This is a genomic window from uncultured Marinobacter sp., assembly GCF_913055835.1.
GTDB lineage: Bacteria > Pseudomonadota > Gammaproteobacteria > Pseudomonadales > Oleiphilaceae > Marinobacter.
The window spans coordinates 1-22,047 of record NZ_CAJXKQ010000048.1 but is presented as its reverse complement, the minus strand read 5'-3'; the positions used below and the strand labels follow the sequence as shown (position 1 = coordinate 22,047).

Below are 22,047 nucleotides of genomic sequence, written 5' to 3'. Positions count from 1 at the left end.
CTGAGGCTACCAAAAATGATGCATCAGGACTGGCGCTGCCAGTGCGAGGAATTCCTGGAGCTGCCTGAAAAACAGCGCAAAGATGAAGAACGGATTACCCTGTCCAAACCGGCTTCCACCTGCCCTTCCTGTGGCCATGGTATCCGGGCCTGGGAAAATATTCCGGTTATCAGCTGGTTGGTTCTTCGGGGCAAATGCGCTTCGTGCAAAGCTCCCATCTCGCCGCGCTATCCGATCATTGAAGCCGTTACTGCGATTTTCTCGGTGGTAACCATTGCTGTCATCGGGCCGAACGAGTCGGCGCTTTGGGCCCTTTTGTTGGTTTGGTCTCTGGTCGCTCTGACCGTTATTGATTTCGACACCCAGCTTCTGCCGGATAGCATAACCCTGCCGCTAATGTGGCTGGGGCTGGTGCTGAATTATTTCGGTGTGCTTACGGACTTCAACAGTGCCTTTTGGGGTGCGGTGGCCGGGTATCTTTCGCTTTGGTCAGTTTATTGGCTGTTCAAGCTGGTTACCGGCAAGGAAGGTATGGGGCATGGGGACTTTAAATTGCTGGCTGCGCTTGGTGCCTGGCTTGGGTGGCAGTTGTTACCGGCGGTGATTTTGCTTTCCTCGGTGGTTGGTGCGGTAGTGGGTATCAGCTTGATGGTGTTCAGGAAGCATGGGCGGGAGGTGCCGATTCCGTTTGGGCCGTATTTGGCCACGGCGGGGTTGATTTGTTTGTGGTTTGGGGGTGAGATTCAGGCGGTTTGGTTTGGGTTCCTTGGAGTTTAGTGGGGTGTCGGATTACGCTGCGCTAATCCGACCTACGTGGGGGTGGTTGCCGGATTACGGCTTGGAGTGGTTGTCGGATTACGGCTTGGGGTGGTTGTCGGATTACGGCTTCGCCTAATCCGACCTACTGGTAATACGACCTACGTTGAACTTGCGGAATTTTTTGTAGGTCGGATTAGCGCAGCGTAATCCGACATTTTCTTCTGAATCGGAGATTTAATGGCAGTTATCGGCCTCACCGGCGGGATTGGTTCCGGAAAATCCACTGTGGCTCGGCTATTCGGTGAGCTTGGCGTTCATTGGGTAGATGCCGATGATGTTGCCCGGGAGGTGGTGGAGCCGGGAACGACCGCTCTTGCTGAGATTGCGGAGCATTTTGGAGAGGATATTCTGACTTCCGAGGGTTCTCTGGATCGGGCGCAACTTCGTGGCATTGTTTTTGAGAAGCCGGAAGAGCGAGCCTGGCTGGAGGCGCTCTTGCACCCGATCATCCGCGAGGAATTGATTCGGCAGTTGAGCCCGGAGAATTACCAGCTTCCCTATGTGCTTCTGGTCTCCCCTCTCCTCCTCGAAACCGATCAGCACGAGCTGGTTGACCGCATTATCGTGATCGACGTGCCGAAAGACGTTCAACTTGAACGCACCATGGCCCGGGACACGAATTCCAGGGCGCAGGTTGAGCGGATCATTGCGGCTCAGATGTCGCGCGAAGATCGGCTGGCGCGTGCGGATGAGGTGATTGATAATGACCGCCCTCTGGAGGATGTAACGCGTCAGGTGCGGGAGCTGCATGAAAGGTTGCTGGTGGATTTTGGCTGACTGGTTTTTACGCTCTCGTTTTGCAGGTCTTGCCGCGGCACTGTCTCTGACATTCTCTTCCCCGGGCCACAGCATTGAGCCGGTCTTCGAGGTCCGGGAGCGTTCTGTGGCAGAGATTCTCTCCCCGGCTCAGCTACCGATCGGTTTTTACACCTTCGAGCCAGACGAATACTGGGCCGATCCGAGGGATTCGTACTGGTTGAAGTTCAGTAACTGGGTGTTGCGCCAGGAGCGACTACACGGGCAGAAGATCCAGTCGGTTGGGCAGTGGGCGGACCGGACGCTCTCCGGCAGCGCCCAGAGCCTGCCCAACAACGAGAGCTATCTGCGGGTTGGCTTTGCAACGGAATCCGAATATGGCGATCCGGCACAGTTCGAGCCGGAAGCGCGATTTCGTCTCGACATTCCCACCACTGAACGAAAGCTGAGGCTGGTTATCGAGAGCGAAAGCGAGGAACTGATTCCCCTCGGCGAGCGCCAGCGGGACCGGCAGCTGACCGAGCCGGAACGTTCCGACACGGAAGCCACCGGCGCGCTGCGCTACCTGACCCAGATTGGCGATGCTATCAATTTCTCCAACGATGTGGGTGTGCGGCTGAGGCTTCCGCCAGATGCCTTCTGGCGCGCGACCGCTGAGAAACGCTGGCGCCTGGACGACAAGTGGATTCTCAACGCCCAGCAGCGGTTCTATTATTTTCATCAGGACGGCTGGGGCGAGCGAACCTGGGTTGGTGTTGGGCGCCCCGTCGGCAATGAATGGTACTTTCGCTCGTCTTCAGAGCTGGAGTGGGTGCACAACGACAAGGAATTTGTCGCCGGCCAGATATTCAGCATGCGCAAGCGCATGAATAACCGGCTGATTGTAACGCCGAGACTGGGCGTTCTCGGGGAAAGTAAACCTTCGTGGCGCACCACTTCTGCGTTCACAGATCTCACGTTTCGCTACCGACTGCATAGTAACTGGCTTTATGCCGAGTTGATTCCAGCGTTGGAGTTTCCTCGGGAGGAAAGCTTTAAAGACCGGGCGTCTGTGGTGTTCCGGGTGGAGATGTTTTTCTCCGGTACTATCGAGGATGATCGTTTGTAATGCCAAGACACCCCTCAAAGCCAGCGGCCGAGGCCCTGACCCTCACGCCGATTGCCATTACCCGCTCCTGCTTCCGGGACAAGTTCGGTGTGCCGCGCCAGCCGGGGCTGACCCGTCATGCCCGGGCCGACCTGATCATCCAGCCACCGTTTGACCGGGAAGACGCATTCCGGGGGCTGGAGACCGCGAGCCACCTGTGGTTGACCTTTCAGTTTCACGAAGCGGTGCGGGCGGAATGGCGGCCAGTGGTGCGCCCTCCCCGGCTGGGCGGCAACCGCAAGATGGGGGTGTTTGCCAGTCGCTCACCGTTTCGGCCCAACAGTCTTGGTCTGTCGGTGGTCCGCAATGAGGGGCTGATTCGCAGAGACGGCCAGTTGATCCTGCGCATCAGCGATCATGACCTGATCGAAGGCACACCGATTCTCGACATCAAGCCCTACCTGCCCTTCGCCGATTCAGTGCCCGAGGCCACCCTGGGGTGGGCAGATTCTCCTCCCACGGAAAGACTGGAGGTGGTTTTTCTGCCGGAGGCGGAAGCGCAGATCCGTCAGCTGTCACCGGAAGACTATCCGGAACTGCGCCCCCTGATCGAGGATGTGGTGGCTTACGATCCACGCCCGTCTTTTCGGCGTGGGCGCGAAGAGGAGCGCATCTACGGCGCACATTTATACGATCTGAACGTACGATTTCGATTTGTGAATGATCATTCACGGAAACGTGTCGAAGTGCTAACGGTCTGTTAAACTGCTTTTGGTGATTTTGTAGTCGACACAGGGAATATGTGCCTTGCCTTCAAAACGGCTCTTCAAACGATTGGGAATACGGCCATTGGCGGCAAGGCTGCTCGCCTACGTATTGCTGTTCAGCGTGTTTCTCTCTCTGGTGGCCACCGGCGTTCAGCTTATCGGCGAATTTGAGCGGCGGAAGAACGATCTTCTGAACGACCAGACCCGCGCTGCGGAACTGGTTTCGGGCAGTATGAGCAACAACATCTGGCTGATGAATTTCAGCGAAGTGGCCAACGCCCTGGACGACATGAAGGCGGTTCCCGCGGTCCAGTATGGCCGGGTGGTGACCAGCACCGGCGAAACCTTCACGACCGGCACCTACCCAGAGGGTCGGGTGCTCTCCCAGACTTTCCCCCTCGTTTTCGACCGCTCCAGTACCCGCGGCCCGGAAAACGTAGGCACGCTGACGGTTACCTCCTCCATCGACCAGATTTACACAGACCTGCGCAACCGGGCTCTGGTAAACCTGCTGTTCCAGTCCATCGTGGTTATGCTGGGCACCCTGGGATTGCTTGTGATTGTGCGTTTGACGCTATCCCGGCACCTGGAATCCATGGCTGACTACGCCGCAAGGCTCAACCTGGACGCGCTGGTCGACCCGCTGAAACTCAAACGCAAGACGCGGAAGACGCCAGACGAGCTTTCGGAGCTGGAGCAGGCCCTGAACAAGATGCGCCTGCAAATCCTGGAGGACACCCGCTCCCTTCGCCAGACCACAATCCAGTCTCAGGGCGAACGGGACGAGGCGGTGCGGGCCAACCACGCCAAGAACCAGTTCCTGGCCAATGTCAGCCACGAGCTGCGCATTCCGCTACAGTCCGTATTGGGATACGCCAATCTGCTGACCGACACGCCCCTGGATCAGGAACAACGGGAATATGTGCAGACGCTGCTGAGCGCCTCCGAAAGCCTCTCTGCCATCATCAACGATCTGCTGGATATCTCCAGCATGGAAGCCGGCAAGCTGGTGCTGGATGACATTCCGTTTGATCTTCGGGAAACCCTCAATGATCTGGTGCACATGCTGGGTTCCCGCGCCAGGGAGAAGGGCCTGGCGCTGGAACTTCGCATCGACGAGAACCTGCCCTGGGCCCTGAAGGGCGATCCGGTAAGAATCCGCCAGATCCTGCTGAACCTCACCTCCAACGCCATCAAGTTTACCGATTCCGGCCATGTGCTGATCAGCATTGAAGTCCTTGGTCGCCGGGACGACAAGGCACGCCTTCGCATTGCCGTGGAAGACACCGGTGTGGGCATTAACCCGGAAGATGTGCCCCTGGTTTATGAGCCCTACGTGCAGCTTGGCCAGCAGTTCCAGCGTCAGTTGCCCGGTGCTGGTCTGGGGCTGACTATCTGCCGTCAGTTGGTAGGCCTGATGGACGGCTCCATGGATCTGGAAAGCCGCCCGGGCGAGGGCTCTACCTTCTGGATGGAGCTGACCCTGCCCGTCGCTCCCGAGAACGCCGCCCGGGTTCGGCCGGATACCCGGATGGTGAAAAACCGCCGGATTCTGGTGGTGGATTCCTACGAGTTGTCCCGCAAGATCACCCTGGAGATGCTGTCCCGCCACGAGGTAAACATTGAGGCGGTGAAATCTGCCGGGGAGGCGCTGACCTCCCTGCGCACGGCGTTCGATGGCCAGCAGCCCTTCGATGCCATCATCCTGGACGGGTTTGTGCCGGATATGGACAGCGACCTGCTGTGCCGGCAGATTCGCAGCAATCCGCTCTGGTCGGACATGCGCCTGTTGATCCTGTCATCCAACCCCCAACGGGGCGATGCCGAACATTTTCGCCAGGCCGGTGCCGATGCCTTCCTGAGCAAGTCGCTGCGGGAATCCTGCCTGACGCCGATTCTGAACCAGTTGTTTGCGGATGCCGCCAAACAGGAACGCCGTTTCCTGACCCGGTTTTCCCTGCAGGCGGTTTCCGATACCGCCCGGCGCCGGGAACTTCCCTGTGGCCGGATGAAGGTGCTGCTGGTGGAAGACAACCCGGTCAATCGCACCCTGACCCGCCGCCTGCTCGAGAAGCTCGGTTGCGATGTGATGACCGCCAATGATGGCGAGGCGGCGGCCAGCCTGTGGCAATGGCACCCTTTCGATCTGGTGTTCATGGATTGTGTGATGCCCCGGGTAGACGGTTTTGAAGCCACCCGACGCCTGCGGGAGTGGGAACAAGCCCACAACCGCGAGCGAATCCCCGTAGTGGCCCTGACCGCCAGTGCCATGGAAGAAGACGAAGAACGCTGCCGCCGATGCGGTATGGATTCTTTTGTTGCCAAGCCTGTCAATATTGAAATGCTGCGGGCAGTACTGGAACAATATTGTCAGGCGTCTGCTGCTTCCTGAAGGCTTTCTCTCAAATCAGGGCACAGACATCCAGACACGTTTCCCAACCCCGAAGGCAACCATGAACGTTGAATGCCCAACCTGTAAGAAGTCCGTGGAATGGACCGAGACCAACCCCTGGCGCCCGTTCTGCTCCGAGCGCTGCAAACTGATCGACCTGGGGGCCTGGGCCAACGAGGAATACCGGGTACCCGCAGAGAACGCATCACCGGAGGATCTGGACCAGGGCGGCGAGACCACCCGGCACTGACCTGCGAAAAACGAAAGTTAACGGGGACTTACTGGCTTTTAAGTTGAGTGGCCCGGTACACCCCGTTAACATACCGCCAATTCCGCTAATAACGTAATGAAGGTGCACAGATATGAAAGCGTCCCGGATTTCCCTGATGATTCTCTCACTGGCTGCCGCGCCTGCTTTCGCAGGGGATGTTGACCTCAGCCTCACCAACGATTCGGTCAAAGGCCAGGTAAACTTCTTCAACACCAACAATGATGTCCAGCTTGGCGCCGGCTACACCTACCATGAAGGCGGCCGCGACATCTTCAATGCGGATTTCCACGCCCAGGGCCGCACCGCTATCGGTAACCTGCCCACAACTGCAGGCATCGGTATGCGTGGCATATTCTGGGATCAGAACCGCGCTGATGGCGGTGCTCTGGGTCTCGGCGGTTTTGCCACCGTGAACATCCCGAATGTTCCCGGCCTGTCATTCACCGGTGGCCTGCACTACGCGCCAAGCATTCTCTCGTTCGGCGATTCGGATGACATGACCAGCCTCGAGCTGCGTGGCAGCTATCGCGTTATCCGGAACGCCGAGCTCTTTGCCGGCTACCGTTATCTGAACACCGATATCGAGAATTCCTCACGCGACGTCAATCTCGATGAAGGCGTTATGGCGGGCATGAAGATTTTCTTCTGATTTCCGCTCTGTCCGAAACGGGCCCCTCCCCCGGGGCCCGTTTCCCGTTCTTTACATAACCCTTTCGTGCTTTTCCTCACGCTTTCCCGAGAATCCGACTGTTAGACTGTTTGCCTGTATTTTCTGCACGGATAGCCAGGCATGCGTTTCACACTCGGTTTATTGCTCTCCTCAACTCTGTTGCTCACCGCCGGATGCGGAAGTGGCGAAGACGCCATTGAGGGCGCGGCCAGCCAGCCCAACGACTTCGCTAGCAACAAGAATCCGGTTGATGATTTCAGCTCCGGCAGTACGGGCGATTCCACCAACGCCGGCGGCCTGGCCAGCAACGAAGTCCGTGTGACCATGGAAGTACCGGATGGCGTTACCAGCGAGGGCGAGCTTACCCGCCGCAACCTGAGAATCGTGCAGCCGGACAGGGTGAGTGTTTACTACACCAACCAGGCCCTGTCTGTGCTTGATGAGCCCGCGATTTCCACACGCACTGACAGCGAAGGCTTCACCATCATCGAATTCACCAACGGCCTGCCCCTGGGGCCGGATGTGGTTATCGATGCCAGTTACGGCAATACCCGTATGCGCGCCCTGGCCGCCGATGCCGACCGGGATGTGAAGGTGAACCCGTTCTCCGAGTATCTGATACGCAACACGCTGAGCAACTACACGGCCGGTGAGTTCCAGACCATTATGGATTGCGTTGCCGATGCAGGCGGCGAGCTGTGCCTGAACAAATATGTTTGGTCTACGCTGGCCGACCAGGTGCACGACTTCGAAATTGATATCCCCTCCAATGTTGGCCTGGGCGGCGCCCTCGATGTGCTGGAGAATAGGGGCGACTTTGCCCGCTACGTGAGCGCCATGGCCGATTACGCGGTGCTGGACGAGACCTCCTCCGGCAAGATCAGCGCCAGCTCGGCGGACTACAATTCTGTGTTCCTGGGCATTGAGCTGGGGCAGACGTTTCTGGAGTCGACCCTGAGCGGCTCCGGGCAATGGGGTGTTCGTACCGCACAGGAGGAAGTTCTGACGGATGAGAACGGCACCGGTTATGTTTACCCGGCTCTCACGCTGACCAGCTTTGACGCGTTCAACATCCGTGTCACCTCTCTGGCCAACGATATTCCCTATGACCGGGAGGCCCTGATTCATCAGGATGGCAACAATTTCTTCGTGCGCGGCTCCGATTATTGGGAACGTAACACTCACTCCTCGTCTCCCGGCGCCGCTACCCTGTTGGAAGATACTCGACTTCTGGCCGGCAGGGCCCTGTTCCAGAGCATTACCGGCCGTGGCAGCTCGAAAATCATTGGCTGGACCCGGAACCCCTACTACCTGGATGCCTTTACCAGCGCTCCCGTGGATGAAACCACCGGGCCAGACCGGGTAATCAGCGGCTATTTCAGTGCCGGCAAGGCGATCGAGCTGGAGGCCGACGGCGATCAGCTGCGGCGGCTGGACACTCTGGAAGACCAGTACCTGTCTGTTCTGGAAATAAACCTGCTACGCCAGGAAGGGTTCAGCGCAGACACGCTGAATGGCCGGGAATACAACGTTGTCTACCTTTCAAACCGGTTCAGCGATGACACTGTGCCCCTTGCCATTGAAGCCGGCGTTGGCCAGTGGCAGATTAATGGCGGCACTATTAGCCAATCCCAGAGCTTTACAACGGTGCAGCGCGGTAACTCCGGCAATGTCACCACTGATCCCAGCGGAACCCGAACCGAATCCTGGACCCTGAGCAATCGCACTTCGCGTCTCAGTAAAGGCGATGTGGATGTCGGTCGGTTGAACCTGGACATCACCACCGCCTCCGGTGATTTCGAGCAACCGGATATCGGGATTGGCGCCAGCACACCGGATGGCACCCTGATGGCCTTCAATCTGGACGACAGCCCCCTGGGAGACGGGCTTTTGATTGCGGCCGAGCAAACCGCCAGCGGTGCACCCACCACGGGACAGTTCCGGCTCCAGGGCGTAGCTTTCGCCCTTGCCCCGGATACCAACCGGCTCCACCATTTTGACAACGCGTTGCTGACCATTGACTCCTCCAGCGCCGCGACACTGTCGCCGATCACGCTGACGAGTACCCATGCTGTCGACACCGAGACGGTGACAAAACCCACGCTTGAGAGCGATCCGGACATCACGCTGACTTACAGTCAACCCGGCGATGGCCAGGTGCAGTTCACCGGTGGGAACCTGGTGATGGAGGGTTTTCACACTGCCAGCCAGGACCAGTTCTACTTGCGTTTCCGCAATTCGGAGGGCAACGAGGACCAGATTGGCCTGGTGATTGCGACACGCCTGCCCTGACCGCTGGATCAGCCGACGAAACCCAACGGGCAAACGCTCTCGTATAACCTGTTATAATTCTTGCTATATCGACTTTAACGAGAGGTTTTATGTCTGCGGGTAAACGGGCGATCATGCTGATAGTGCCACTGATTGCGTTTGCAATCGGGGGTGGTTTCTATACACCTGAGGCGAGCGTTGACCAAAGCAACTCCGATAACTCGGGTTCCGAACCTGCACTGTCTTCCCTGCCATCACTGCCCCACTGGGCCAATGACGATCTTCCGGATTTCTCACAGTACCGGGACACGACCGAGAAAAAAGCCGCCTTCTTTTCGTTTCTGTACCCCAGGATTGTTCTGGCTAATTCCCGGATTCTGATCGAGCGCGACTATCTGGACAGCCTCGCTGACAAGGAAACCCTGACCAGCAAGGAATACAACTGGCTTGCCCAGCAATCCGAACGCTTGAGGGTAGATGCGGAGCCCGGCAGCGACGAGCAGTTTGCCCTGCTACGCAAGCGCCTGGATGTGATTCCGCCTTCCCTGATCCTGGCTCAGGCCGCCAACGAATCTGCCTGGGGCACTTCCCGGTTTGCGACCGAGGGCAACAATCTGTTCGGCCAGTGGTGTTTTTCCAAGGGCTGCGGGCTGGTGCCCCTCGGGCGTGCTGAAGGCGCCAGCCATGAAGTGGCGAAGTTCTCTTCACCGTACCGGTCGGTTCGCGCCTATATCCAGAACCTGAACCGCCACCCCACGTACCAGCTGTTGCGGGACGTTCGCCTCAAGGATCGCCGCAACAACGCCCCCCTGTCTGGCCTGGAACTGGCTGAAGGCCTGCTCGGCTATTCCGAAAGGGGCGAAGAATATATAGAAGAGATCCGGGCCATGATCCATTACAACAACCTGGAATTCTATGATGATGATTTCCGCAGCGTCGTTGGTAACCTCGACCCTGCCAGCCTGGAGCAACTGGCCTCCACGGAAGCGCCAACCGGGTTGTTACCCCGCCAATCATCAGTGAACACCAACCCGGCTGAAGGTTAGAGACCCTACCCCATGCTCGATTTTCTCCCCGCGCCGCTGAAGGGGACTTTGGCGGCCCTGCTTATCCTGTGTAACACATTGGTGCTGTTTCCGGTTCTTCTGGTATTCGCCCTACTAAAACTGGTGCTGCCCATTACCAGCGTTCGCAAGGGCTGCACGGTGATCCTCAACAACATCGCTTGGGTCTGGATCGGTTTCAACAACCTGCTGATGGATCTTCTGCATAAGGTGGACTGGGATGTTCGCGGGGTTGAAAATCTCAGCCGCGAGCACTGGTATTTTGTCACCTGCAACCACCAGAGCTGGGCCGACATTCCCGCCATTCAGTACGTGCTCAACAGCCGGATTCCCTTGCTGAAGTTCTTCCTTAAGAAACAGCTGATTTGGGTGCCGCTACTCGGAGTTGCCTGGTGGGCGCTGGATTTTCCGTTCATGCACCGCCATACCAAGGAGCAGTTAGCGAAACGCCCCGAGCTCAAGGGCAAGGATGTGGCGGCCACCCAGGCGGCCTGCGAGAAGTTTCGCTACACCCCGGTGACGATTTTCAACTTTATGGAAGGCACCCGGTTTACACCAGAGAAGCATGACCGGCAGAACTCACCCTACAAGCATCTTCTGAAACCGCGGGCAGGCGGTACTGCCTTTGTGCTCGGAGCCATGGGTGAGATGATCCATACCATGCTGGACGTGACCATTGTGTATCCGGACGGGCGTGCCGGTTTCTGGGATTACCTGTGCGGGCGGATTCGCAGGATTATTATTGAAGTCCGCACCCGGGAAATTCCCGGCGAGTTTCTGGGGATGGATTACGAAAACAACCGGGAAACCCGGGTCGCGTTCCAACGCTGGGTGAGTGAGATCTGGGCGGAGAAGGATCGGCGCATTGATGAGCTGAAGTCAGAGGGAAAAGCTGAAATTGGGATCTGACCCCGTTGGGTCAGCCCCCTTCTTCACAGCAAACCGAGTTCCCGTGCTCGAACAATAGCCTGAGTTCGGGATTTCACTTCCAGTTTGGCATTGATCCGGCGAGCGTGGGTTTTCACCGTATGCAGGGAAATGTGCAGCTTGTCTGCAATTTCCTGGTTTGAAAGCCCTTTGGCGATCAACTCAAGCACGCCTTGCTCCCGCTCGCTGATTGGTTCGGCCAGGGAGTCTGCACCGGCCGCACCGGCCCGCAACTCGAACAGCTCGCCCAGCGCTTCTTTAAACCCACTTTCCGGCAACTGGCCAAAGCCTTTTGCCATCACTTCCTGCAGCTCAGTGCGCAGTTCCCTGAAGGGACTGATGAAGTGCTCCGTCGCCGCTTCGGAAACAACGGTGGACAGGATTTTAACGGCAACAACCGGCCCTTTTTCATCAAGAACAATCACCGCCTCAAGCAGGCGCATGTGCAACTCCACGCCCCAGGGAATGGCGCCCTCATAACGCTCTCGAATGCCGTGCAGGGTTTCCCGGGCTCGCACAAGGTCACCACGGGCGATGTCAACCCGAACCTGCAGGCAGTCCAGAAGACCCGGCATCATCGGGAACAACTCCGGCACGCAGCCAGCTTCCCGATAGGGGGCCAGTTTGCGAACCGCCTGGTCCGCACTGTCAATCTGATTCTGGGCCAGCCAGCAATTGGCTTTCAGGGCCTCAAGTACGGGGACGAACAGCGATTCGTCAACCTGCCAGGCATGCATGGTGCGCTCCGCCCGGCCAATCCAGACAAAAGCATCCTCAAGCCGGCCCTGGCCACGGCACATCAATACGCGGATCGTCATTGCCAGTAGCAGGCCCAGATCGCGGGTCTGTTCGGCATGACGTCCGCAGGTAACCAGCAGGCGGTCTGCCTCCGCTTCCCGGCCCTGGTGCCAGAGCACCAGCACCAGATTCAACTGCAGCCGGGTTTCACCAATTCGGGCGGGCCGAGAAAGCTCCTGCATGGCAGTATCGAGACCGGTGCGCAACAACTGCTCAGCGTGTTTCAGGGCGCCTTTGCCCAGTTCAATCCGGGCATGGGCGTAAACCGCCAGAGCTTCAGAACCGGAATCCCCGGCTTCCCTGGCGAGTCTTGATGCAGCCCGATTGGCTTCCCGCGCTTCCTGGAAGCGACCTGCGGCACACAGGGCGCTGGAGCGGACCATCTGGGTAACCAGCTGGCCCTGGGTGCTGAGCTCGCCTCCGGCCAGGGCCTGATCCGCGATGTCCAGGGCCGGGCCAACACTGCCCTCGCCCCGCAGAATAAAGGCTTTTAGCGCGCAGATGCGTGCGGCCTGTTCTTTCTGGTCAGCCTCGGCAAGGCCGTCAATCAGCGCCCGCGCCTGTCGGAACTGGCCACCAATGGCGTGCACCCAGCTATAGACGATCCGCAGCCGCACGCTCCGTTCCAATAGCTGTGCCGGCAGGCTCTTGCGAAGACGCAGTAGTGAGGCCGTATCCTGCCCGAGCAACAGGGCTTCGGATCCTTCAGACGCAATTCGGATAACCTCGTCCGCATCGCCAGCGAGCAGCGCATACTTGAGGGCTTCCGGGAATTGGTCACGCACGCCAAACCACCGACTGGCCTGAAGCATTCGCTCCGAGTAACCGGCCATTACCGGTGACTTGAGCCATTCCTGCAATAAAGGATTAACGCGATACCAGCGCCCACGGCCCGGCATCGGCTTCAATGGCAGCCCCCGTTCGACAGCTTGGGAGGGTACGAAACCGGTTTCTGGCAGCAGGGGCTCAAGGGCCAGGAACAGTTCATCGGAACACAACTCAAGTTCGGCAATACCGCGCATGGAACGCATCTGGCCCGGTGTCAGGTTGCCCAGGACTGATTCCTTGAGAAAGCGCTCAACGCTCGGTGTTTCCTGTATCGGCTTCCGTTCAATGTTATGGAGAACTTCCCGACGATACAGTGCCAAAGGCGTTGCCCAGCCCTCGGTCATATCATAGAGATTATCAACAGCCACACTGGTGAGTTCGCTGTTTGCCGTTGCCGGGCGGAAAAACTCGAAGGTTTCCGAACGTGAGAACTCAAGCGCTTCCGGCCCGATACGGATAAAACGGTTTTCCAACTCGAGACTGTGCGTTTCGAAAGGCAATGCCTTTCGCGAAATCAACACGATGGATGAGCCAGCCGGAACGTCAGTAACCAGTTGCGCAAGCAGATCCACAACAGCGGGATTGCTGAGATTCTGCAGGTTGTCCAGCACCAGAACCCGTGGATGACCTGAATTTTTTCGGGCCAGCGCAACCTGCATCATTGAAAGAGTATCGGAGAAGGTAGCGCCACTCTGCAGACCTTGCTCGGGGGTTTCGGGCAGATCCAGGGCAATGGCAAGCAAAGTCAGAAAACGGGAAGGCGCATTGTCCTGGGAGTTGAGTGCGACCCAGCGTACCTGATCAGCCGCCATTTCTGCGCTGCCCAGGGCACTGACCACGGCATGGGATTTTCCGTAGCCACAGGGTGCTTCTACAAAAAGAACGCCTCGGGAGGTCAGCGCGTCAGAAATTCTGCCATCGAGCCTGGGCCGGACCAGTGAATCGGATGGAACGGGAGGGATCTGAACCCGCTGCCTGAGCAGGTCCCTGACCAGCTCACCTCGCTGAAGACCACTATTCGCCGACTGAAATTCATCGTTGGCTGCACAGCCATCATTGAATGGTTTCACGCACTGCCCCATTTTACTCCGGCCTGAGCTGCCCTTCACCGCCGGAAAAGTGGATCTTGCACTGACTTTTGAGTGGCGACCGGCATCGGGTACGCCTTTAGTATGATAGGAAGGTTAAACCAATTGAGGGGTGGGCTGCAAAATTTTGACGTGAAAGGATTTTATCGTGTGTTAAAAAAACGGCGGGCCCTTGGGCCCGCCGTTTTTCAAGTCTTCAGAAAAACCGTTACCGGGTACCAGCGCGGCGCAGTGCGGCCGGCGTGTAGTCCCTGGAGCGACGCTCAACGCCAAACTCATACGGGTTTTCTTCTTCGTTGGTCAGACCGAGTGCGAGGTAACGGCCAGAGAGCAGGTCATACAGAGTCTCAATGGCGTACCAGGGCACGTTCTGATCATAGAACTGCATGTTGTGTGCTTCGGCTACACGCCAGAGCTCACCACGACCGTCATAATGATCAATAACGGACGCCTGCCAGGAGTCTTCATCAATGTAGAAGTCACGCTGTGCGTAGATGTGACGAGCGCCTTCCTTCAGGGTAGCCCGAACGTGCCACACACGGTGGAGTTCATAGCGAGTATACTCCTGATTGATGTGGCCAGGCTTGATGATCTGGTCATAGCTCAGGCTGCGATCGGTCAACTTGTAGGAGTTGTACGGGATGTACATTTCCTTCTTGCCCACCAGCTCCCAGTTGTAGCGATCCGGAGCGCCGTTGAACATGTCGAAGTTGTCTGAGGTACGCATACCGTCAGACGCTGTGCCCGGTCCGTCATAAGCAACCTGCGGTGCGCGGCGAACACGGCGCTGACCGGCGTTGTATACCCACGCACGACGGGGCTCTGCAACCTGGTCGATGGTTTCGTGTACCAGCAGAACGTTACCCGCCAGACGTGCCGGAGCGGTAATGGCCTGCTTGAAGTAGAACAGTACGTTCGGGTCCATGCCCGGCTCGTAATCCGCCAGGTATGTACGCCAGGTCAGCTCGTCCTGGAATTTCACCACCGAGAAGTCACCACCCTCGGTCGGGGTCACCTGGCCAACGTTACGCTGTACCGAGCCACCGCGGTAGCGGGTAATGTGGTTCCAGATCACTTCCAGGCCGTTTTGGGGAATCGGGAACGGCGTGGCAGACTGGTAGTTGCCAAGCCCGTTACCATCCTTGATCAGCTCAACCTTGGTTGCGTTCTCAACTGTCTGCTCCATTACCTCCTGGGGGTAAGCGGCGGTACGATGGGTTTCGTACACCGGCATGAAGTAGTCGTCGTAACGCTCAATCATGGCAACCTGACCCGGAGACAGATTGTCCTTGTATTGCTCAACGTTGCTCTGATCAATGGTGAACTTTGGCTGCTCATCCGGGAACGGATTCACATAGATACCGTCACCGTCATAGCCGGCCGGTGGAGTCGTCAGACCACCAGTCCAGGCGGGAATCGCACCGCCGTTGCCCGCTTTTTCTGCACCCATCGGTGTCAGCGAGTTACCCAGCTTGGCCGCTTCTTCAGCAGAAACCGCACCCCAGGCCTGGCCAGCAAACATGCTCGCTGCCAGAACGCCTGTGGCCAGTAGTTTCTTGTTCAGTTTCATTTAAATTCCCTCGTTCAACGAATTCTTTCCGGGTTCAGAATGAGTATGAAACGCTAGCACTCACGAAATCACGGTCAGTCAACTCGTTATACGGCTTGCCGCCGAAAAAGTTTGTGTAACCGATGTTACCGGTGATCTTGTTCTGGTACACCGCCTGCAGAGACAGACCAATGGCCTTGCTGCCTTCGTTGAAGGCACCACCCGGCTGCGGGCTGTAACCCTGAACATCGTGGCTCCAGGCCAGTTGCGGTGACAGGTTAACACCGGCCAGCGCGTTCGGGTAATCCCAAACCAGGCGGGTACGGTAACCCCAGGAGAAGTCGGTTGTGAAGCCTTCGTTGTTGCAGTAGGTCGTATTGATGTTCAAAGCCGCACCGGTGGCACCACTTCCATCACATGCACCTCCTGGCAACTGACCAATACCAAAGGTGCCGGACCTGCCGTAACGGGCTGTATCGTAATCCGGGAGGTCGTGAACGTAAGTTGCACCAAACTCCGTAATCAGGGAGAGACGGCTCGCGCCCATCACCTGATCGAAGAACTTGATCAATGTGAACTGAGCCTGAGAAACACCATACTCATCCCATCCTCTTACGGCCTCACCGTTGAGAGAAGCACCGCCGGCTTCTGCTTCACGGATAACCTGCAGCTGACTGGCTGGTTCGCCAGTTTCCGGGTTGACGACTTCGTTACCACCATAGAGGAGCTCGAATGCGTTCCACTGCAGGGGCATCTTGTCACGGTAGGAGTACTCAGCACCCAGCGACCAGCCACCCGGGGTGGTGGTGTTGATGCTCACACCGTACAGGTTGATATTCTCCGGGTACTCAATGAAGTACAGCGGCAGGTTCTGGCCATTGGCCGGATCCCGCACAATACCGCTTACGTATGGCAGGCGACTGTTGTACTTGATGTAATAGAAGCCAAGCTCTGAGTCATTAAGCTGCGGCACATACCAGCGCAGAGCAACGCCGAACTGGTCTTTGGAATCCGCCTCTCTATCGCCGACGCGATCCGATACCAGGCCTTGGGCAAGCGCTTGGGAGTCCGGCAACTGGCCGGCAAGAAGTACCGGGCCACAACCGTCAGGGGCAAAATCGTTGGTCGAGAAGAAGGTGCCGCAATCGTCTGGGCGGATGGGTTCCCAGTCTGCCTGCACAAAAGTCTCTACGGTAACGTTCTCGGTAACACCAGCAGACATGTAGAACATTTCAACGGGCAGCAGAGCGTCTTTCAGCTCAGAACCCGGTGCGCGAAACGCAGGGACGTCCACGGGGTTGATAACGTTAATGCCACCCTGAATAAAGGTGCTTTCACCCCAACTTACCACCTGCTTGCCGTAACGTAGGCTCACAGGGATGTTTCCGAAATACCAGTCGGAGAACACGTAGGCGTCGAGAATCTCACCACCGGAGGCGTTATCTTTTGCTTCTTCGTTCAGTTCGCGACGCTGGCCAACATAATCTACAGCCCGGCTCTCGTCTTTCAATTCAAAATCGTACCAGTACCGGCCGCGAAGCAGACCACCAACCCTGGTCAGATAAGGGTTGTCTACGTAGTAGTTCAGGTAGAGTTCGCTGTTACCTTTGACAATCTTGGAGTAGGTATCGCCACTCTCGAAGTTGAGGTTGCCGTCATCGTAGTTGTTCGTGGAGGCACCAATGTTTTCCAGAGCGCCGCCGGGGGTGTACTCAGGGCCAAGGTTACCCTGCGCGATCAGTCGCTTGTCCCGATCTTCAACTCGCCAACCTGCACCCGCAGAGAGTGTGGTGTTGAACTGGGCTTCCACATCCCCTACATAGAACGAATAGGCTGTCGCCTGACCGGATACGCCGGCTGCAACTGCCACGGCCAGCGGTAATTTGGTCCAACGCTGCCATTGATGTGTTTTTCTTGTCATTGGAAGGCTACTCCATTGTTGTTCTGAGTCGCTGCTCTGATTATTGGTGTTCACGATGTATTGGAGGCTTCATGCACAGTGCTCGTGATGTTGGCACTATAGCTAACGCCTTCGGGCGCTTTGATCAGTCAAAAGTATGATTTTGCTCTCATCCCTCTGTTAACGCCGTTTGCCGCCGGGTTTCTTCGCACAGAATCACTATAGACAACAAATTTGGATGCAACCACTTTGGTTTTGGTGGTTTTTTTCGCGGTTTTTATTGGCGCCGCGAGTTGGGCGAAGCGCCGAGGGGATGAATGTTTCTCCGGGAACCGCTACGAGCACATCCATGTGCGCTTGACGTCGGCCATCCTTGGCCGCCGACATTCCCGGAGAAACATTCATCCCCTCAACGCCAGGCCATTGAGTTGGCCTTCAGCGGAGCACGCGAAAAAGGATTTTTAGGAACGTATACCCGGAGATCTGGCCGGCCGGGGCAGGAGCCCTTCCCGAAACTGTCGGCAGCATGGATGCTGCCGTCAAGCGTACAGGGACGTATTTACAGCGTGTTTCGGGAAGGGCTCCTGCCTCGGCCAGACTCCGAAGCTTAAAGCATCTCGATAGCCATGGCCGTAGCCTCGCCGCCACCGATGCAGAGCGCTGCGATTCCTTTCTTTTTGCCGTAGCGCTGAAGGGCGTACATGAGGGTGACCAGCAGGCGGGAGCCGGTGGAGCCGACCGGATGGCCCTGAGCGCAGGCGCCGCCGTGGATGTTGACTTTCTCGGGGTCGAGACCGAGTTCGCGGATGGGCATCATGGCGACCATGGCGAAGGCTTCGTTGATCTCGAAGAGGTCTACGTCATCTTTGCTCCAGCCGGTTTTTCCGAGCAGGGTTTCGATGGCACCGACCGGGGCGCAGGTGAACTCGGACGGGTGCTGGGACTGGGTGCTGTGGCCGACGATGCGGGCCAGGGGCTTGAGGCCGCGTTTTTCGGCTTCGGATTCGCGCATCAGTAGCAGCGCTGAGGCGCCGTCTGAGATTGACGAAGCATTAGCGGCTGTGACGGTGCCGTCTTTCGAGAAGGCCGGGCGCAGGCTCGGGATTTTTTCGATGTTGGCGTTGTGAGGTTGCTCGTCGTCCTCGACAACCAGGTCGCCTTTGCGGGTCTTCACCGTCACCGGGATGATTTCGTCTTTGAGCAGGCCCTCTTCAATGGCTTTCTTGGCCCGCGTGAGGGAGGTGATGGCGTACTCGTCCATTTCTTCCCGGGTGTAGCCCTTCTTGTCGGCCATCTCCTGAGCGAAGGCGCCCATCAGGCGACCGGTTTCTGCGTCTTCGAGGCCATCAAGGAACATGTGATCCTGCGGTGCCTGGCCCGGGCCCATGCGGTAGCCGCTGCGGACGCCCTGCAGAATGTATGGGGCGTTGGACATGCTTTCCATACCACCGGCGACCATGATGTCGTTGCTGCCGGCTTTGATCAGGTCGTGGGCGAACATGGCGGCTTTCATGCCGGAACCGCAGAGTTTGTTGATGGTGGTGGCGCCGGTGTGGTCCGGGAGACCTGCCTTGCGCATGGCCTGACGTGCCGGGCCCTGCTTGAGGCCGGCAGGCAGGACGTTGCCCATGATGACTTCCTGCACGTCTGCAGGCTGTAGGCCAGCGCGCTTGACGGCTTCAGCAATGGTGATGGCGCCCAGGTCGGTGGCGCTGACGCTGGACAGGCTGCCCTGGAATCCGCCCATGGGGGTACGGACACCGCTTACGATGACGACGTTGTCTGTGCTCATTTCTGAATCTCTCTGTTGGTTGTCTGGTAGGTTTTTTTGTCGGATTACGCTTTGCTAATCCGACCTACTCTCGGGTGTTTTCTTTTTACTTGGGTTTGTCGGATTACGCTTCGCTAATCCGACCTACTCTCGGGTGTTTTGTTTTTGCTTGGGTTTGTCGGGTTACGCTTCGCTAACCCGACCTACTTGGAGCTGGCCCCTGTAGGTCGGATTAGCGTAAGCGTAATCCGACGCCACTTAAGGTTTATGCGGTGCCTCGAGATATTCCCGGGACTGCATTTCCAGCAGGCGGGATTCGGTACGTTCGAATTCAAAGCCCAGGCGGCCGCCGGCGTAGAGCTCGGTGATGGGTGCAGCGGCCGAAATGATGACTTTAACGTTGCGGTCGTAGAATTCGTCGATCATGTTAATGAACCGGCGGGCCTGGTCGTCTTTCTCCTTACCGAGCACCGGCACATTGCTCACGATGATGGCGTGGAACTGCCGGGCCATTTCGATGTAGTCGTTCTGGCTGCGCGGACCATCGCAGACGTCTTTGAAATCAAACCAGACCACGTCGTCCGCGTGGGCCTGGGCGGGGATCTTACGGCCGTTGATTTCCATGGTTTTGCTGTGTTTACCGGCTTCGACCGCCAGGGCATCGAAGCTCTTACGAAGACTGACGTCGGCTTCTTCATCAAGAGGGGAGTGAAACAGTTCCGCCTGTTCCAGGGTTCTCAATCGGTAATCAACCCCGCCGTCCACATTGACCACGTCGGTGTGCTTCTTGACCAGCTCGATAGCCGGCAGGAAACGGGCCCGCTGGAGGCCATCCTTGTACAGTCCATCCGGGATGATGTTGGAGGTGCAAACGAGGGTGACGCCGCGGCTGAATAATCCGTCCATCAGGGTTGCCAGGATCATGGCATCACCGATATCCGAGACAAAAAACTCGTCGAAACAGATAACCCGGGTTTCATCGGCAAACTTTTTGGAAACCAGATCCAGAGGATTTTTCTCGCCCTTGAGCGATTTAAGCTCATTGTGGACCCGCTGCATAAACCGGTGGAAGTGCACCCGCATCTTGCGATCGAAGGGCAGCGACTCGTAGAAGGTGTCCATGAGGTAGGTTTTGCCGCGGCCTACCCCGCCCCAGAAATACAGGCCCTTGACCGGCTCTTCCTTCCCTTTCTTGAGCTTGCGCAAAAGTTTGGCCTTGGGCTTGCTCCGATCCCTTTCGGCCTCCACCAGTTTGTCGTACAGTGACTGAAGGCGCTTTACGGCATCTTCCTGGGCGGAGTCCTTCTGGAAATCCGGGCGTTCAAGATCCTTCTGGTATCGTTGCCAAGGGGTCATGTTCGCACTGGTTTCGGAGGACATCGCAGCTGTCATCAAGATATTCCCGGAAGTTGATCGTAAATTTGGGCGCCGTATTGTCTCGCATTTGGCGATTTTTCGCCACGTTGGCCGCCTGTGCGGCAATACGACGATTGGCGCAGGCCACAATCATGGGATGATGGAGCCTGGAGCGTTATACTCGTAGACAGGGGCTTGGCTCATTTCAAGGTAAAAGGACGACACAGCATATGACAAACCTGATTCTGGCAGCGATTGCCGCATTGGTTGTTGGCATTGTCATCGGGGTATTTGTTGGCCGTTCCGGGCAGGGAACGACGCTTCGGCAGCGCCGGGCGGAACAGCAGATCGAGGAACTGAGAAGCGAATATACCCGCTACCAGGCCCAGGTGAATGAGCATTTCATGGAGTCGGCCCATTTGCTGCGCCGCTTCAATGATGCCTACCGCGATGTGAACCAGCACATGGCCCGGGGCGCCAACCGTCTTTGTAATGACGAGGACTGGATGGAAGAACTGGCTCACGAGACTTCGAAGAAGCGCCTGGAGGAGGTTCGCGAGGATGCTTCCGAGCCACCACGGGATTATGCGCCGAAGACGGATCCCAAGGATTCCGGAACGCTTGCTGAGGACTTTGGGCTCAAGAAGGGTGATAAGGCTCAGCAGGCTTGATTTAGTGAATGCTCGGTCTTTTTTGGGAGTTCAGGCCACTTTAAGACTGTCGGTTTCGGGGAGGGAGCGTGGTAGGCGCCCCTTTCCGAGAACCGCTACGAGCACATCCATGTGCGCTTGGCGTCGGCCATCCATGGCCGCCGACATTCTCGGAAAGGGGCGCCTACCCCACTCCGTCAGCTTCGGTGCAATTCGCACTAAGCCTTCATCTAATGACCTGTTTCTGATTAGACCGGGTTGTCGCAATCAATAAACTTGTGCTTTACCCCGAACTCCTCAGCTAATGCCTTTCCGAGGGCCTGAACGCCATACCTTTCGGTCGCGTGGTGTCCGGCAGCGTAGTAATGAATGCCACACTCCCTTGCCGTGTGCGTCGTCGGTTCTGAAATTTCACCGCTGATGTAGGCATCCAGACCAGCATCCAGAGCCGTGTTGATGAAACCCTGTGCAGCGCCGGTGCACCATCCTACCCGCTTGATAGTCGTCGGGCCCTCGCCCACCCAGAGCGGTTCGCGGTGGAGCTGTCTGGCAATGTGAAGACCGAAGTTCTCGGGAGACATTGCTTCTTCCAACTCGCCTTCCCAGACCAGGCCTCCGAGCGGGCGTGGATTCTTGATATTGAGAACGTCCGCCAGCTGACGGTTGTTGCCGTATTCGGGGTGGTCGTCCAGCGGAAGGTGATAGGCGACAAGATTGATGTCGTTGTCCAGAAGCTGTTTCAAACGCTCGCGTTTCATGCCCTGAATGCGCTGATCTTCGCCTTTCCAGAAGTAGCCGTGGTGGACCAGGATCAAATCGGCGTTTGCTTCAATAGCAGCTTCGATAAGGGCTTTTGAGGCTGTTACGCCGGAGATGACGGTTTTTATTTCGGACGTGCCTTCAACCTGCAGGCCATTTGGACAGTAATCCTGGAAGTTCTCTGGCTGCAGCCATTCGCCGATTTTCTTCAGCATGTCGTTTCGATTCGCCATAAAGCTACGCTCCGACTATTTCATGAAAGCTAGACGAGCGGGGTAGGCGCCCCTCTCCGGGAATGTCGGCGGCCAAGGATGGCCGACGTCA

General features: G+C 57.4%; 17 protein-coding genes. 11 read left to right on the top strand and 6 right to left on the bottom strand.

Annotated elements, in window-relative coordinates:
- The 10 genes from QZ534_RS17970 to QZ534_RS17925 all read left to right on the top strand — a co-directional run.
- Positions 1–777, top strand: a 777-nt coding sequence (locus QZ534_RS17970; protein WP_296936551.1) for an A24 family peptidase, incomplete at its 5' end; no start/stop codon positions are given.
- A gap of 219 nt (positions 778–996) precedes the next feature.
- Positions 997–1,596 carry a dephospho-CoA kinase gene (gene coaE / locus QZ534_RS17965; protein ID WP_296936550.1) on the top strand — a complete coding sequence of 200 codons (600 nt, stop codon included), beginning with the start codon at positions 997–999 and terminating at the stop codon, positions 1,594–1,596.
- A complete protein-coding gene (locus tag QZ534_RS17960; RefSeq protein ID WP_296936555.1) occupies positions 1,589–2,683 on the top strand; it encodes a hypothetical protein in 1,095 nt (364 codons plus the stop codon). Before coaE ends, QZ534_RS17960 begins: the two co-directional genes overlap by 8 nt.
- Positions 2,683–3,426 carry a tRNA (N6-threonylcarbamoyladenosine(37)-N6)-methyltransferase TrmO gene (gene tsaA / locus QZ534_RS17955; RefSeq protein ID WP_296936549.1) on the top strand — a complete coding sequence of 248 codons (744 nt, stop codon included), beginning with the start codon at positions 2,683–2,685 and terminating at the stop codon, positions 3,424–3,426. Before QZ534_RS17960 ends, tsaA begins: the two co-directional genes overlap by 1 nt.
- Positions 3,427–3,469: 43 nt before the next feature.
- Positions 3,470–5,821, top strand: a complete 2,352-nt coding sequence (locus tag QZ534_RS17950) for a response regulator (RefSeq protein ID WP_296936547.1) — start codon at positions 3,470–3,472, stop codon at positions 5,819–5,821.
- A 61-nt stretch (positions 5,822–5,882) separates the two neighbouring features.
- Positions 5,883–6,071, top strand: coding sequence for a DNA gyrase inhibitor YacG (gene yacG, locus QZ534_RS17945; RefSeq protein ID WP_008170214.1), 189 nt, complete (start codon positions 5,883–5,885; stop codon positions 6,069–6,071).
- A gap of 112 nt (positions 6,072–6,183) precedes the next feature.
- Positions 6,184–6,741 (top strand): YfaZ family outer membrane protein, encoded by a 558-nt coding sequence (locus tag QZ534_RS17940; RefSeq protein ID WP_296936544.1) that lies wholly within the window; start codon positions 6,184–6,186, stop codon positions 6,739–6,741.
- Between the two features lie 141 nt (positions 6,742–6,882).
- Positions 6,883–9,054 (top strand): hypothetical protein, encoded by a 2,172-nt coding sequence (locus tag QZ534_RS17935; protein ID WP_296936541.1) that lies wholly within the window; start codon positions 6,883–6,885, stop codon positions 9,052–9,054.
- Between the two features lie 89 nt (positions 9,055–9,143).
- The gene (locus QZ534_RS17930) at positions 9,144–10,079 is read left to right on the top strand and encodes a glucosaminidase domain-containing protein (protein WP_296936537.1); all 936 of its coding nucleotides are present in this window, start codon (positions 9,144–9,146) and stop codon (positions 10,077–10,079) included.
- 12 nt (positions 10,080–10,091) lie between these two features.
- Positions 10,092–11,006, top strand: coding sequence for an acyltransferase (locus QZ534_RS17925; protein ID WP_296936534.1), 915 nt, complete (start codon positions 10,092–10,094; stop codon positions 11,004–11,006).
- Positions 11,007–11,029: 23 nt separating this feature from the next.
- Here QZ534_RS17925 and QZ534_RS17920 read toward each other — a convergent pair whose 3' ends face one another.
- The 5 genes from QZ534_RS17920 to zapE form a co-directional block, all read right to left on the bottom strand.
- Positions 11,030–13,732 carry a LuxR C-terminal-related transcriptional regulator gene (locus QZ534_RS17920; RefSeq protein WP_366935830.1) on the bottom strand — a complete coding sequence of 901 codons (2,703 nt, stop codon included), beginning with the start codon at positions 13,730–13,732 and terminating at the stop codon, positions 11,030–11,032.
- Positions 13,733–13,946: 214 nt separating this feature from the next.
- Positions 13,947–15,308, bottom strand: a complete 1,362-nt coding sequence (locus QZ534_RS17915) for a DUF1329 domain-containing protein (RefSeq protein ID WP_296936528.1) — start codon at positions 15,306–15,308, stop codon at positions 13,947–13,949.
- Between the two features lie 34 nt (positions 15,309–15,342).
- Complete coding sequence (locus tag QZ534_RS17910) at positions 15,343–17,208, bottom strand: DUF1302 domain-containing protein (RefSeq protein ID WP_296936525.1); 1,866 nt, start codon at positions 17,206–17,208, stop codon at positions 15,343–15,345.
- Positions 17,209–17,794: 586 nt separating this feature from the next.
- Entirely contained in the window at positions 17,795–18,979 is a 1,185-nt protein-coding gene (locus tag QZ534_RS17905; RefSeq protein ID WP_296936523.1) for a thiolase family protein, read from the bottom strand.
- 237 nt (positions 18,980–19,216) lie between these two features.
- On the bottom strand, positions 19,217–20,314 hold the full coding sequence (zapE, locus tag QZ534_RS17900) for a cell division protein ZapE (protein ID WP_296936553.1): 1,098 nt from the start codon (positions 20,312–20,314) through the stop codon (positions 19,217–19,219).
- A gap of 230 nt (positions 20,315–20,544) precedes the next feature.
- Here zapE and QZ534_RS17895 point away from each other — a divergent pair, with 230 nt between their 5' ends.
- Positions 20,545–20,985, top strand: a complete 441-nt coding sequence (locus QZ534_RS17895; protein ID WP_069183088.1) for a DUF1043 family protein — start codon at positions 20,545–20,547, stop codon at positions 20,983–20,985.
- A gap of 227 nt (positions 20,986–21,212) precedes the next feature.
- Here the strand turns inward: QZ534_RS17895 and QZ534_RS17890 are convergent, their stop codons facing one another.
- Complete coding sequence (locus QZ534_RS17890) at positions 21,213–21,956, bottom strand: Nif3-like dinuclear metal center hexameric protein (RefSeq protein ID WP_296936519.1); 744 nt, start codon at positions 21,954–21,956, stop codon at positions 21,213–21,215.
- Positions 21,957–22,047 lie beyond the last annotated feature (91 nt).